Source organism: Clostridium sp. D46t1_190503_E9, assembly GCF_015555225.1.
Classification (GTDB): domain Bacteria; phylum Bacillota; class Clostridia; order Clostridiales; family Clostridiaceae; genus Clostridium.
In genome coordinates this window covers 29,212-43,073 of sequence record NZ_JADNKB010000014.1, presented here as the reverse complement: position 1 = coordinate 43,073, position 13,862 = coordinate 29,212, and the positions used below count along the sequence as shown (strand labels likewise).

General features: G+C 34.3%; 13 protein-coding genes and 1 other annotated feature. All 13 genes read right to left on the bottom strand.

The window, feature by feature from the left end:
* Nucleotides 1–56 precede the first annotated feature (56 nt).
* Entirely contained in the window at nt 57–527 is a 471-nt protein-coding gene (gene rpsG / locus I2E83_RS15025) for a 30S ribosomal protein S7 (RefSeq protein WP_111928710.1), read from the bottom strand.
* Between the two features lie 154 nt (nt 528–681).
* A complete protein-coding gene (gene rpsL, locus I2E83_RS15020) occupies nt 682–1,062 on the bottom strand; it encodes a 30S ribosomal protein S12 (protein ID WP_008681201.1) in 381 nt (126 codons plus the stop codon).
* Between the two features lie 65 nt (nt 1,063–1,127).
* Nucleotides 1,128–1,367 carry a ribosomal L7Ae/L30e/S12e/Gadd45 family protein gene (locus I2E83_RS15015; protein WP_195264676.1) on the bottom strand — a complete coding sequence of 80 codons (240 nt, stop codon included), beginning with the start codon at nt 1,365–1,367 and terminating at the stop codon, nt 1,128–1,130.
* Between the two features lie 153 nt (nt 1,368–1,520).
* The gene (gene rpoC / locus I2E83_RS15010) at nt 1,521–5,054 is read right to left on the bottom strand and encodes a DNA-directed RNA polymerase subunit beta' (protein ID WP_195264675.1); all 3,534 of its coding nucleotides are present in this window, start codon (nt 5,052–5,054) and stop codon (nt 1,521–1,523) included.
* Between the two features lie 21 nt (nt 5,055–5,075).
* Complete coding sequence (rpoB, locus tag I2E83_RS15005) at nt 5,076–8,783, bottom strand: DNA-directed RNA polymerase subunit beta (protein ID WP_195264673.1); 3,708 nt, start codon at nt 8,781–8,783, stop codon at nt 5,076–5,078.
* 354 nt (nt 8,784–9,137) lie between these two features.
* Nucleotides 9,138–9,506, bottom strand: a complete 369-nt coding sequence (gene rplL / locus I2E83_RS15000; protein ID WP_195264671.1) for a 50S ribosomal protein L7/L12 — start codon at nt 9,504–9,506, stop codon at nt 9,138–9,140.
* A 31-nt stretch (nt 9,507–9,537) separates the two neighbouring features.
* Nucleotides 9,538–10,041 (bottom strand): 50S ribosomal protein L10, encoded by a 504-nt coding sequence (gene rplJ, locus I2E83_RS14995; protein WP_195264669.1) that lies wholly within the window; start codon nt 10,039–10,041, stop codon nt 9,538–9,540.
* A 38-nt stretch (nt 10,042–10,079) separates the two neighbouring features.
* Nucleotides 10,080–10,207: a sequence feature (ribosomal protein L10 leader region), on the bottom strand.
* A gap of 42 nt (nt 10,208–10,249) precedes the next feature.
* A complete protein-coding gene (gene rplA / locus I2E83_RS14990) occupies nt 10,250–10,939 on the bottom strand; it encodes a 50S ribosomal protein L1 (protein WP_195430739.1) in 690 nt (229 codons plus the stop codon).
* A 52-nt stretch (nt 10,940–10,991) separates the two neighbouring features.
* On the bottom strand, nt 10,992–11,417 hold the full coding sequence (gene rplK, locus I2E83_RS14985) for a 50S ribosomal protein L11 (RefSeq protein ID WP_008681208.1): 426 nt from the start codon (nt 11,415–11,417) through the stop codon (nt 10,992–10,994).
* 69 nt (nt 11,418–11,486) lie between these two features.
* Nucleotides 11,487–12,008 carry a transcription termination/antitermination protein NusG gene (gene nusG, locus I2E83_RS14980; protein WP_195264667.1) on the bottom strand — a complete coding sequence of 174 codons (522 nt, stop codon included), beginning with the start codon at nt 12,006–12,008 and terminating at the stop codon, nt 11,487–11,489.
* 33 nt (nt 12,009–12,041) lie between these two features.
* Nucleotides 12,042–12,275: a preprotein translocase subunit SecE gene (gene secE / locus I2E83_RS14975; protein ID WP_195264665.1), complete on the bottom strand. Its 234-nt coding sequence runs from the start codon at nt 12,273–12,275 to the stop codon at nt 12,042–12,044.
* 51 nt (nt 12,276–12,326) lie between these two features.
* Nucleotides 12,327–12,476, bottom strand: coding sequence for a 50S ribosomal protein L33 (gene rpmG / locus I2E83_RS14970; RefSeq protein WP_008681213.1), 150 nt, complete (start codon nt 12,474–12,476; stop codon nt 12,327–12,329).
* Between the two features lie 174 nt (nt 12,477–12,650).
* On the bottom strand, nt 12,651–13,844 hold the full coding sequence (gene tuf / locus I2E83_RS14965; protein WP_195264663.1) for an elongation factor Tu: 1,194 nt from the start codon (nt 13,842–13,844) through the stop codon (nt 12,651–12,653).
* Between the last annotated feature and the right edge of the window lie 18 nt (nt 13,845–13,862).

Genomic DNA, 13,862 nt, shown 5'->3' with positions numbered 1-13,862 from the left:
CGAGTAATTTTAGATTCGACAAAACTGCTTTGGCAGAAGCCAAAACAGTTTGTTTATTAGTATCTGTAATGAGCGAATGCTTTGTTTGCTTCAGCCATTTTATGAGTATCTTCTCTCTTCTTAACAGCTGCTCCAGTATTATTAGCTGCATCCATTAATTCTCCAGCTAATCTTTGAGCCATTACTTTTTCGCCTCTTTTTCTAGCAGCATCTAGCATCCATCTGATTCCTAGAGTCTGTCTTCTTTCTGGTCTTACTTCTATAGGAACTTGGTAGTTAGCACCACCTATTCTTCTAGCTTTAACCTCTAATAAAGGCATTACATTATTCATAGCTTCTTCAAATACTTCTAAAGCATCTTTACCTGTTTTTTGCGCCATTATTTCAAACGCGTCGTAGCATATTTTTTGTGCTACTCCTTTTTTACCATCTTCCATTACATTGTTTATTAACTTTGTAACAACTTTTGAGTTGTACATTGGATCTGGTAATACATCTCTCTTTGCGATATGTCCTTTTCTTGGCACTTTTCTTCCCTCCTTAACATAATAAATTTAAGTTCATTGGTACTCTGCAATTAAACATTGCCGTAAAGTGCTTTACTTCTTCATCTATATAAACTTAATTTATAAATCTATGTAAATGCTGAAGACAAGCACTAGCGTAGCTTATTATTTTAAACTACTTTTTTGCCTTCGGCTTTTTAGCACCGTACTTTGATCTTCCTTGCATTCTGTTAGCTACTCCAGCACAGTCAAGTGCTCCTCTTACGATATGGTATCTAACACCAGGAAGGTCCTTAACTCTACCACCTCTTATAAGAACAACACTGTGCTCTTGTAAGTTGTGTCCTACACCACCAATGTATGCAGTAACTTCGAATCCATTTGTAAGTCTTACTCTTGCTATTTTTCTTAAAGCTGAGTTAGGCTTCTTTGGAGTTGTTGTTTTAACAACTGTACAAACTCCTCTTCTTTGTGGACACTCGTTAAGTGCTGGTGCTGTTGACTTGTTGATAACAGTTTTTCTGCCTTTTCTAACTAATTGGCTAATAGTTGGCATTTTTTCACCTCCTGAAATTTTTTTATCTATATATCTAATATTTAAGATAAAAGCTTATTAATGAATTATTCTAAAGTTAGTACTGCTGATGCTTTAACATCTATACTACACATTTTTCCTAATTCTTTCATTGTGTCAATGTAAATAATTTTTACATTTTTTTCAATTGCTAAATCTGTTAATGATTTAGTCAAATTAATTTCTGCGTCTTTAGCTACATATAAAACAGTTCCAGTTCCATTTTTAATAGACTTAGTACATTGTTTTATACCTATTAATTTATTTCCTACAATGTTATCTATCATGAAATCACTCCCTATATAAAAGTTCATAGAGGCTCAGTTCATGACCTTGCCTCCATGAATTCATGTAGACAATTATATTGTAGTGTAGCTTTAAAATCACACAATTCGTATTTTATCATTTAAGCATACACATGTCAATAAAATTGCAATGTATTATTCAATTGATTCTAAAGTGTCATTTTCCACTAAAACGTCCTCAACATCTAGCTTTACATTCCTATATCTCATCATTCCAGTACCTGCTGGTATTAACTTACCAATAATAACATTTTCTTTCAGACCTACTAGAGGATCTATCTTTCCTTTAATAGCAGCCTCTGTAAGAACTCTTGTTGTTTCTTGGAATGATGCAGCTGATAGGAAACTATCTGTTGCTAATGCAGCCTTAGTTATACCAAGTAATGCTTGCTCGCCTTTAGCTTCTTCTCCACCAAATTCTCTTACTCTTGCATTTTCTTCTTCGAAGTCGAACATATCTATCATAGTTCCTGGTAATAGATCAGTATCTCCTGAATCTAGTACTTTAACTTTTCTAGTCATTTGTCTAACAACTACTTCTAAGTGCTTATCATTGATATCAACACCTTGAAGTCTATAAACTTTTTGAACTTCAGATAATAGATATTTTCTAGCTCCATCTATACCCTTAATTGCAGCTATATCATGAGGGTTTACTGAACCTTCAGTAATCTCATCCCCAGCTTCAATAGAGTCATCATCAGATACCTTTAGTCTTGAACCAAATGGTATTTCATAACTACGTTCTTCTCCATCGTTAGCCATTACAAATACAGTTCTCTTTTTCTTCGTTTCTTCAACTCTAACTGTACCAGTTATTTCACTTACTATAGCTAATCCTTTAGGTTTTCTAGCTTCGAATAATTCTTCAACTCTAGGAAGACCTTGTGTAATATCGGCTCCAACAACTCCCCCTGTATGGAATGTTCTCATCGTAAGCTGAGTTCCTGGTTCCCCGATTGATTGTGCTGCGATTATACCAACAGCTTCACCTATATTGATCTTTTGCGCTGTCGCCATGTTCATACCATAACACTTAGAACATACACCAACTTTACACTTACATGTAAATACAGATCTAATTTTTACTTTCTTAACACCTGCTGCTGCTACTTTTTCTGCAACATCAAGTTCCATATATTGATCAGCTTCTACCATAACTTCACCAGTTTCTGGATGAATTATTGGTTCAGCTGTATATCTACCATAAAGTCTTTCTGCTAATCCTTCAATCGCTTCATTACCTTCTTTAATTTCTGAAACATAGATACCTTCTGTTGTTCCACAATCTATTTCTCTTACGATAACATCTTGTGATACGTCAACTAGTCTTCTTGTTAAGTATCCAGAGTCAGCTGTCTTAAGAGCTGTATCGGCATTACCCTTTCTAGCTCCGTGAGTAGATATAAAGTACTCTACCACTTCAAGACCTTCTCTAAATGAAGCTCTGATTGGTAATTCTATAATCTTACCTGTTGGACTCGCCATAAGTCCTCTCATACCAGCTAATTGCTTAATCTGAGACTTAGATCCTCTGGCTCCAGAGTCGGCCATCATGAATATTGGATTAAATTTATCCAAACTATTCATAAGTGCATCCGCAACATCTTCTGTTGTTTTAGTCCATTTTTCAATAACTCTTTCATATCTTTCTTCTTCTGATATGAAACCTCTCTTATACATCTTTTCAATCTTATCAACAGTTTCATCTGCTTCTTTAAGTAGTGTATATTTTGCTTCTGGTACTATCATATCAGAAGCAGCTACTGTTACAGCTCCAATTGATGAATAGTGATAACCTAAAGCTTTGATTTTATCAAGCATTATTGATGTATTTGTTGGACCATGCACTGCATAGCATTTATCGATTATCTTACCTAATGACTTTTTAGTTATTAAGAAATCTACTTCTAAGTTGAATTCTTCATCTTTATTACTTCTATCTACAAAACCTAAGTCTTGAGGAATTGATTCATTAAAGATTATCTTACCAACTGTAGTTTTTATTATTCCTGATTTCTTTTCTCCATTAATTTCCTTAAACATTCTTACATTAATCTCAGCATGAATTGCTATTTCGCCTACTTCGTAAGCCATTATAGCTTCATCCTTTGAAGCAAAAACTTTACCTTCACCCTTAGCTCCAGTTTTATCCATAGTTAAATAATATGATCCTAATACCATATCTTGTGTAGGTACACAAACTGGTTTACCATCTGAAGGCTTCATTATATTTCCTGCTGCAAGCATTAAGAATCTTGCTTCTGCTTGTGCTTCAACTGATAATGGAACGTGAACCGCCATTTGGTCTCCATCGAAGTCAGCATTATACGCAGTACATACAAGTGGGTGTAGTTTTATAGCTCTACCTTCTACTAATATTGGTTGGAATGCTTGAATTCCTAATCTATGTAGAGTAGGAGCACGGTTTAGTAAAACTGGATGATCAGTAATTACTTCTTCAAGTACGTCCCATACTTGATTATTTACTCTTTCAACCATTCTTTTAGCACTCTTTATATTATGTGCTACTCCATCTTCAACTAACTTCTTCATTACAAATGGTTTAAATAACTCTAAAGCCATTTCTTTTGGAAGTCCGCATTGATACATCTTCAACTCAGGTCCTACAACGATAACTGATCTACCTGAGTAGTCAACTCTCTTACCAAGTAAGTTTTGTCTAAATCTACCTTGCTTACCTTTAAGCATATCTGATAATGATTTAAGTGGTCTATTTCCAGGTCCTGTAACAGGTCTTCCTCTTCTACCATTATCTATAAGTGCATCTACTGCTTCTTGAAGCATTCTCTTTTCATTTCTAACAATTATGTCTGGAGCACCTAGGTCTAAAAGCTTCTTCAATCTGTTATTTCTATTTATAACTCTTCTATATAAATCATTTAAGTCTGAAGTAGCAAATCTTCCCCCATCCAATTGAACCATCGGTCTTAAATCTGGTGGAATTACAGGTATAACATTAATAACCATCCATCTTGGATCATTACCTGATTTTCTAAAAGATTCAACAACTTCTAATCTTCTTATGATTCTAACTTTCTTTTGACCAGTACTTGTTTTTAATTCTTCTTTAAGCTCCTTAGATTGACCTTCTAAATCAATTTCTCCAAGTAGCTCTTGAACAGCTTCAGCTCCCATTCCAGCTATAAAGCTTTCTTCACCATATTTGTCAACAGCTTCTCTATATTCTTTTTCGTTAAGAAGTTGTTTCTTTAATAATGGTGTTTCTTTAGGATCTATTACTACATATGAAGCAAAGTATAATATTTTTTCTAAAGCTCTTGGTGACATATCTAAAAGTAATCCCATTCTTGATGGAATTCCCTTAAAGTACCAAATGTGAGAAACTGGGGCAGCCAGTTCAATATGCCCCATTCTTTCTCTTCTTACTTTAGCTTTTGTAACTTCAACTCCACATCTGTCACAAACTATTCCCTTATATCTAACTCTCTTGTATTTACCACAATGACATTCCCAATCTTTAATAGGTCCAAATATTCTTTCACAGAATAGACCGTCTCTTTCTGGTTTTAAAGTTCTATAGTTTATAGTTTCAGGTTTTTTAACTTCTCCTCTTGACCATTCTCTTATTTGGCTAGGTGAAGCTAAACCTATTTGTATAGCATCAAAATTATTCAATTCAAACAAGGGTATATCCTCCCTTCAAATTTAGTGTTCATCATTTACAAAATCATCAAGTTCTAAGTCTTCTTCATGGAATCCATCTAACGCAAAGTTATCAAACTCAACATCTTCATCAATTTCTTCCTCTGATATTGTATAACTATCATCTACATTAACATCTTCTGAAACAACATCTTCTGTTCCTTCAATGTTAACTTCTAAATCTTCCATATCTTCTTCTGCAAATTCTTTAAGTCTAACTTCTTCTTTTTCATCATTTAACACTTTTACATCTAAACATAAAGCTTGAAGTTCTTTAATTAGAACCTTAAATGATTCTGGAACTCCAGGTTCAGGTATGTTTTCACCTTTAACAATAGCTTCATATGTTTTAACTCTACCTACAACATCATCTGATTTAACAGTTAATATTTCTTGTAGTGTATGAGCTGCTCCATACGCTTCTAAAGCCCAAACTTCCATTTCTCCAAATCTTTGACCACCGAATTGTGCTTTACCACCAAGTGGTTGTTGAGTTACTAATGAGTATGGACCTGTTGATCTTGCATGGATCTTATCGTCAACTAAGTGAGCTAGCTTTAAGATATACATTATTCCAACAGTTACTTCATTATCAAAAGCTTCTCCTGTTCTACCATCATATAAAACAGTTTTTCCATTCGCATTGTATCCTGCTTTCTCTAAGCATTCTTCAATGTCTTTTTCAGTAGCACCATCAAATACAGGAGTAGCTATATGCCATCCTAATTGACTTGCTGCCCATCCCAAGTGAACCTCTAGTACCTGACCGATGTTCATACGTGATGGAACCCCTAATGGGTTTAAGCAAATTTGTAATGGTCTACCATCTGGTAAGAATGGCATATCTTCTTCTGGTAATACTCTTGAGATAACCCCTTTATTACCATGACGTCCTGCCATCTTATCTCCAACAGAGATTTTTCTCTTTTGAGCTATATAACATCTAACTAGTTCATTTACACCTGGGTTTAATTCATCACCGTTTTCTCTAGTAAATACTTTCACATCTACTATTATTCCAGCTTCCCCATGTGGTACTCTTAATGAAGTATCTCTTACTTCTCTAGCTTTCTCTCCAAATATAGCTCTTAATAATCTTTCTTCCGCTGTTAATTCAGTTTCTCCCTTAGGTGTAACTTTACCTACAAGGATATCACCTGATCTAACTTCAGCTCCGATTCTTATTATTCCTCTGTCATCTATATCCTTTAATGCATCTTCGCTTACGTTTGGAATATCTCTAGTTATTTCTTCAGGTCCTAGCTTTGTATCTCTAGCTTCACACTCATATTCTTCTATATGAATTGAAGTAAATACATCTTCTCTAACTAGTTCTTCAGAAATAAGCATAGCATCTTCGTAGTTATATCCTTCCCAAGTTATGAAGCCCATTCTAATGTTTTTACCTAATGCTATTTCCCCTAAATCAGTTGATGGACCATCAGCTAACACTTGGTTCTTAAACACTATTTCACCCTTATCTACTAAAGGTCTTTGGTTTATACATGTACCTTGGTTACTTCTCTTGAACTTAAGAAGATTATAAGTATCTATTCCGCCGTCTACATCTCTCTTAATTCTGATTTCATTAGAACTTACGTAAACTACCTTACCCGCATTTCTAGCCTTTGGAAGAACTCCAGAGTCTACTGCTGCTTTAAATTCTATTCCAGTACCAACTACTGGCGCTTGAGGTTTTAATAATGGAACCGCTTGACGTTGCATGTTTGATCCCATAAGAGCTCTTGAAGCATCGTCATTTTCAAGGAATGGTATCATAGCTGTAGCTACTGATACTATTTGTCTTGGTGATACATCTATTAAATCAACCTCATCAGCATTAACTACTAATATATCATGCTTACTTCTAACAGTAACTCTGCTATCAATAAACTTTCTATCTTCTCCAATAGGCTCTTTAGCTTGTGCTACAAGATATAAATCTTCCTCATCAGCTGTAAAGTATCTTATTTCGTCTGTAATTATACCTTTTTCTTTATCAATAACTCTATAAGGAGTTTCTATGAATCCATATTCATTAACTTTAGCATATGTAGCTAATGAGTTAATAAGACCTATATTGGGTCCTTCTGGAGTTTCTATAGGACACATTCTACCATAATGAGAATGGTGAACGTCTCTAACTTCGAAACCAGCTCTTTCTCTTGAAAGACCTCCTGGTCCTAAAGCTGACAATCTTCTCTTATGAGTTAATTCTGATAATGGATTTACCTGATCCATGAATTGTGATAATTGTGAACTACCAAAGAATTCTTTAATAGCAGCTGCAACAGGTCTTATGTTAATTAACATTTGAGGTGTTATAGCTTCTTGATCTTGAATAGTCATTCTTTCTTTAACTACTCTTTCCATTCTTGATAAACCAATTCTGAATTGATTTTGTAGTAATTCACCTACTGATCTTAATCTTCTATTTCCTAAGTGATCTATATCATCAACATAACCTACTGAATATGGTAATCCCAATTCGTAACTTATAGTTGCAAATATATCATCTCTTATTATATGTTTAGGAATAAGTCTATTTAAGTTTTTCTTTATTTCTTCTTTTATAGTGTCTTCATCATCATAGTTATCTAGTATCTCTTTTAATGTTGGATAGTGAACAAGTTCTCTGATATTTAAATCTTCTATATTAAATGATACAAAATTCTTAATATCAACAAAATGGTTACCAATTACTCTAACCACTCTATCCTCAACTAATATATCAACTGAGTTTATACCAACGTTTTGAATTTCCTCAGCAAGAGATCTACTAATCTTTTTACCTTGCTCTACCATAATTTCTCCTGTTTGAGGATTAACTATGTCTGTAGCTGCAACTTGGTTAACTAATCTTAAGTTTAAAGCTAACTTCTTATTAAACTTATATCTACCAACTCTTGATAAGTCATATCTCTTTGGATCAAAGAATAATGAATCTATAAGAGATATAGCGCTATCAACCGTAGGTGGTTCACCTGGTCTTAATCTTTTATATATCTCTAATAAAGCTTCTTCTTTAGTCTTAGTATTGTCTTTTTCTATTGTAGCTTTAAATCTTTCATCTTCTCCAAAATAGTCTAAAAGCTCTTGATCGCTTCCGAATCCCATAGCTCTTGCTAAAATAGATATAGGAAGTTTTCTTGTTTTATCTATTCTTACATAAATAATATCGTTAGAATCCGTTTCGTATTCTAACCATGCTCCTCTATTTGGAATAACTGTTGATGAATATAATTTTTCACCAGTTTTATCAACATTAAAACTGTAATAAACACCTGGTGACCTTACTAATTGGCTTACAATAACTCTTTCAGCACCATTTATGATGAAAGTTCCTTGCTCTGTCATTAATGGGAAGTCACCCATAAACACTTCTTGTTCTTTAATTTCTCCAGTTTCATTGTTTTGTAATCTTACAGAAACCTTTAGTGGTGCAGCATAAGTAGCATCTCTCTCTTTACACTTCTCCACTGAATACTTAATATTATCCATATCAAGCTTATAATCTACAAACTCAAGAACAAGATTTCCCGTAAAGTTTGTAATAGGATTAATGTCTTCAAAAACTTCATGAAGACCTTCCTTTAAAAACCATTGATATGAATCTAATTGTACCTCAATAAGATTTGGCATTTCAGTTACATCTTTAACTTTACCAAAACTCATTCTAGTTCTTTTTCCGACTTGGACAGGATGTACCATGAATTTTCACCCCTTGTATAAAACTAAAATAACCAAAAGCACACTTTCCCTAAGGACTTATGCTTTCGGATAGCATCACTTATTAGTATAACCATCTTTTGTTCGATTATACATTTTTTTCATATGAATATATACCTACCCATATTGAATAGTACATTAAATGATACTATCATACTATTCTTTTAATGTCAATTATTTTATTGTATAACTTATGTTAATCTATAATTTCCTACATTTCAAGTAGATTTTATATAAAACTATATAAAGTATCCCAGGAATCTGATATTTTATATAGTTTCATTTAGACAATTAAAAAGGTGCCTTTAACAGCACCTTTTTCAATTTAAAAGTTAATTACTTAACTTCTACTTCAGCTCCAACTTCAGCTAATTTAGCTTTCATGTCTTCAGCTTCTTCTTTTGATACGCCTTCTTTTAATGTCTTAGGAGCTCCATCAACTATTTCCTTAGCTTCTTTTAATCCTAATCCAGTTAATTCTCTAACAACTTTGATAACTTTGATCTTTTGTGATCCAGCGTTAGCTAAAACTACGTCAAATTCAGTCTTTTCTTCTGCAGCTGCAGCACCACCTGCAACAGCTCCTGCAACTGCTACTGGAGCAGCAGCACTTACACCAAATTCTTCTTCACAAGCTTTAACTAGCTCGTTTAATTCTAAAACAGTCATTTCTTTTATAGCTTGAATTATATCTTCTCTTGTCATTTTAATTGCACCTCCAAATTTTTATCAGTTATTATTCAGCTGATTCTGATTCTTTTTTTTCTTTAATTGCATTTAATAAGTATGCAACGTTTGATAATGGAGCTTTGAAGCTTCCAAGAAGTTTTGCGATAAGAACTTCTTTTGATGGTATTGTAGCAAGTTGTTCAACTTCTGCTTTATTATATAAAGTTCCTTCTACCATACCTGCTTTTAATTCTAATTTCTTGTGATCCTTAGCAAATGTATGTAATACTCTTGCTGGAGCAGTAGCATCTTCATATCCGAATGCTATAGAAACCGGTCCTTCTAAGTATGAATCAAGACCTTCAATTCCTAATTCCTTAGCAGCTAATGTTACAAGGTTATTCTTATAAACCTTATACTCAACACCTGCTTCTCTTAAATTTTTTCTTAAAGCTGTATCTTCTTCAACTGTTAAACCTTGATAGTCTGCTAAAACGATCGCTTGAGCTTTTTCTAATTTTTCCTTAATCTCAGCAACTTTAGCTTCTTTAATTTGTCTATTCTTGTTCATTACTGTGTGTCCACCTCCTCACAGTTTTTTAACTGCAAATTTATATTAAGAAAGGCCTTCCCATAGACATAGGAAGACCAAATAATTACTTACCTTGGTATTCCTCGGTAGGCAATTATTTAAACCTTTCGGCACCTACTGTCTTTGGAATCAGTATTCTCTTTAACAACAGATTATATTTTACAACATAACTTTCTGTTTGTCAATACTAATCTAAAACTTTTGTTGGGTTAACCTTTGCTCCAGGACCCATAGTGCTTGAAACAGATACTGACTTAACGTATTGTCCCTTAGCAGCTGCTGGTTTAGCCTTGATTAAAGCATCCATTAAAGCATGGAAGTTTTGTTGTAACTTCTCAACTCCAAATGATTTCTTTCCAATTGGGCAGTGAACTATAGCAGTTTTATCAACTCTATATTCAACTTTACCAGCTTTTATTTCAGCTATTGCCTTAGTAACATCAAATGTAACTGTTCCTGATTTTGGGTTTGGCATTAATCCTTTAGGTCCTAAAACTCTACCGATTCTACCTACAACACCCATCATATCTGGTGTAGCAACTACTACATCATAGTCAAACCAGTTTTCGCTTTGGATCTTTTGAACTAATTCTTCAGCTCCTACGAAATCTGCTCCAGCTTCTTGAGCTTCTTTAGCTTTTTCTCCCTTTGCAAACACTAAAACTCTTACAGTTCTACCTGTTCCATTTGGAAGAACAACAGCTCCTCTAACTTGTTGATCTGCATGTCTTGGGTCAACCCCTAATCTAACATGTAGTTCTATTGTTTCATCAAACTTTGCTTTTGCAGTCTTTACTGCTAAATCTAAAGCTTCAGATGGAGTGTATAATGCACTCTTATCTATTAATTTTGCGCTTTCAATATAATTCTTTCCCATAATATGCCTCCTTTGTGGTGTTAGCGGTTTTTACCTCCCACTTTTTTACGAATTACTCTTCAATAGTTACTCCCATACTTCTTGCAGTACCTTCGATCATGCTCATAGCAGTTTCGATTGTAGCTGCATTTAAGTCAGGCATCTTTAATTCAGCAATTTTTCTTACTTGATCCTTAGTTAACTTACCAACTTTAGTTCTGTTTGGAACTCCTGAACCACTTTCGATTCCTAATTCCTTCTTTATAAGAACTGCTGCTGGTGGAGTTTTTAGTATAAAACTAAAAGATCTATCTTGGTAAACTGTTATAACAACTGGAATTATTAATCCAGCTTGGTTAGCAGTCTTTGCATTGAACTCCTTACAGAATCCCATAATATTAACACCATGTTGACCTAATGCTGGTCCTACTGGTGGTGCTGGTGTCGCCTTACCTGCAGGAAGTTGAAGTTTGATCATTCCTGTTACTTTCTTAGCCATGTATTATTCCTCCTATACTGTGGTAATACGGACCTTAGTCCTCCCACTTTATTAAAACATTAGCTTATATTAAACTAATTTTTCAACTTGTGTAAATTCTAGTTCAGCTAGAGTTTCTCTACCGAACATATCAATTAATGCTTTTATTTTGCGCTTTTCTAGATTTATCTCTTGTATTATAGCTACAAATTCCCTTAAAGGACCAGAGATAACTCTTACGCTTTCCCCTACTTCTAAATCTATTTCTACAGGTGTTTCTTGAACTCCCATAGACTCAATTTCTTCATCTGTAAGGGGAACTGGTTTAGAAGCTGGGCCAACAAATCCTGTTACACCCCTAGTATTTCTAACCACATACCATGACTCATCTGTCATTAGCATCTTTACTAACACATATCCAGGAAACTTCTTTTTAAGAGAAATCTTTTGTTTCCCATCTTTTTCTTCTACAACCTCTTCCATAGGCACTTGAATGTCTTGAAGTAAGCTTTGAAGATTTCTATTTTCAATGGTTTTTTCAAGATTCGCTTTAACCTTGTTTTCGTAGCCTGAGTATGTGTGTACAACATACCATCTTGCTCTTTCGCTCATATTTTCTTATAGGTGATTAACACCTAAACCTCCTTATTTTAGTTTAAAAATGAATTCAAAGAGGTTTTGAAAAATATAATCTAACCCGCCCACTAATACTATATATATTAGCACAACTACGCCAACTGCAATTAACGCCTTTTTAGTGTCATTTTTAGAAGGCCAAGTTATTCTTTTAACTTCTGCCTTAACCTCTCTAAAAAACTTAAATATGCCACCTTTATTAGGTGAGTTCTTAGTTAAATTTACATTTTCCTTAACAGCCATTACTTCACATCCTTAATCTTTGTGAGTATGTGTCACTACTATATTAGCTAATTATTTAGTTTCTTTATGAAGTGTATGTTTTTTACAGAACTTGCAGTATTTATGCATTTCTAATCTGTCTGGGTTATTTTTCTTATTTTTCATTGAATTATAATTTCTTTGCTTACACTCTGTGCATGCTAAAGTTATCTTTACTCTCACAGTCTGCACCTCCAGTTTACCGTAAATAATATAAAACCTTACTACTTTATGTTAAATTAATTTCGTTAATTACCTAAACACATTATCATAAAACACGTATTATGTCAATATATATGCCTTTGTAAAGGACTAGGTAATGAAACCCAGTCCCTACATATATATTAAGAACTCATATTACTCGATTATGCTAGTAACAACTCCTGAACCTACAGTTCTTCCACCTTCTCTGATAGCGAATCTTAATCCTTCATCCATTGCTACTTGAGTGATTAATTCAACGTTCATGTCAATGTGGTCTCCTGGCATAACCATTTCCATTCCTTCTGGTAACTTGATTGAACCAGTAACGTCTGTTGTTCTGAAGTAGAATTGTGGTCTGTATCCATCAAAGAATGGAGTGTGTCTTCCACCTTCTTCTTTTTTAAGTACGTATACTTGACCTACGAATTTCTTGTGTGGCTTAACTGATCCAACTTTTGCTAAAACTTGACCTCTTTCGATGTCAGTTCTTTGAACTCCTCTTAAAAGAACTCCAACGTTGTCTCCAGCTTGCGCTTCGTCTAGTAACTTTCTGAACATTTCTATTCCTGTTACTACTACTTTTCTGCTTTCTTCTGATAATCCAACGATTTCTACTTCGTCTCCTACGTGAAGAACTCCTCTTTCAACTCTTCCTGTAGCAACTGTTCCTCTACCAGTGATTGTAAATACATCTTCTACTGGCATTAAGAATGGCTTATCTGTTGCTCTTTCTGGAGTTGGGATGTAGCTATCTACAGCTTCCATTAACTCAAGAATTGGAGCGATTGCTTTTTCATCTGTTGGGTTTTCTAATGCTTGTAAAGCTGAACCCTTTATTACTGGAATATCATCTCCTGGGAAGTTGTATTCTGATAATAATTCTCTAACTTCCATTTCAACTAATTCTAATAATTCTTCGTCGTCTACCATATCTGCCTTATTTAAGAAAACAACTATGTAGTCAACACCAACTCTTGATGCTAGTAGTATGTGTTCTCTTGTTTGAGGCATTGGACCGTCTGCTGCTGAACAAACTAAGATAGCTCCGTCCATTTGAGCAGCTCCTGTGATCATGTTCTTAACATAGTCAGCATGTCCTGGACAGTCAACGTGAGCATAGTGTCTGTTTTCTGTTTGGTACTCAACGTGTGCTGTATTGATAGTGATTCCTCTTTCTTTTTCTTCTGGAGCCTTATCAATTTCATCATATTTAAATGATTCTGCTAATCCTCTGTTTGCTAATACTGTTGTGATTGCAGCTGTTAAAGTTGTCTTACCGTGGTCAACGTGACCGATTGTTCCAATGTTTACGTGTGGTTTACTTCTTTCGAATTTTTGCTTTGCCATTGTAAAATCCTCCTTTAA

Excerpts from the sequence above, each read along its gene's own strand:
- rplJ (WP_195264669.1), bottom strand. The coding sequence starts at position 10,041 with ATGAACAAGAATAGACAAATTAAAGAAGCTAAAGTTGCTGAGATTAAG.
- rplK (WP_008681208.1), bottom strand. The coding sequence starts at position 11,417 with ATGGCTAAGAAAGTAACAGGAATGATCAAACTTCAACTTCCTGCAGGT.
- rplL (WP_195264671.1), bottom strand. The coding sequence starts at position 9,506 with ATGACAAGAGAAGATATAATTCAAGCTATAAAAGAAATGACTGTTTTA.
- rplA (WP_195430739.1), bottom strand. The coding sequence starts at position 10,939 with ATGGGAAAGAATTATATTGAAAGCGCAAAATTAATAGATAAGAGTGCA.
- tuf (WP_195264663.1), bottom strand. The coding sequence starts at position 13,844 with ATGGCAAAGCAAAAATTCGAAAGAAGTAAACCACACGTAAACATTGGA.
- nusG (WP_195264667.1), bottom strand. The coding sequence starts at position 12,008 with ATGAGCGAAAGAGCAAGATGGTATGTTGTACACACATACTCAGGCTAC.
- rpoB (WP_195264673.1), bottom strand. The coding sequence starts at position 8,783 with ATGGTACATCCTGTCCAAGTCGGAAAAAGAACTAGAATGAGTTTTGGT.
- secE (WP_195264665.1), bottom strand. The coding sequence starts at position 12,275 with ATGGCTGTTAAGGAAAATGTAAATTTAACTAAGAACTCACCTAATAAA.
- rpsL (WP_008681201.1), bottom strand. The coding sequence starts at position 1,062 with ATGCCAACTATTAGCCAATTAGTTAGAAAAGGCAGAAAAACTGTTATC.
- I2E83_RS15015 (WP_195264676.1), bottom strand. The coding sequence starts at position 1,367 with ATGATAGATAACATTGTAGGAAATAAATTAATAGGTATAAAACAATGT.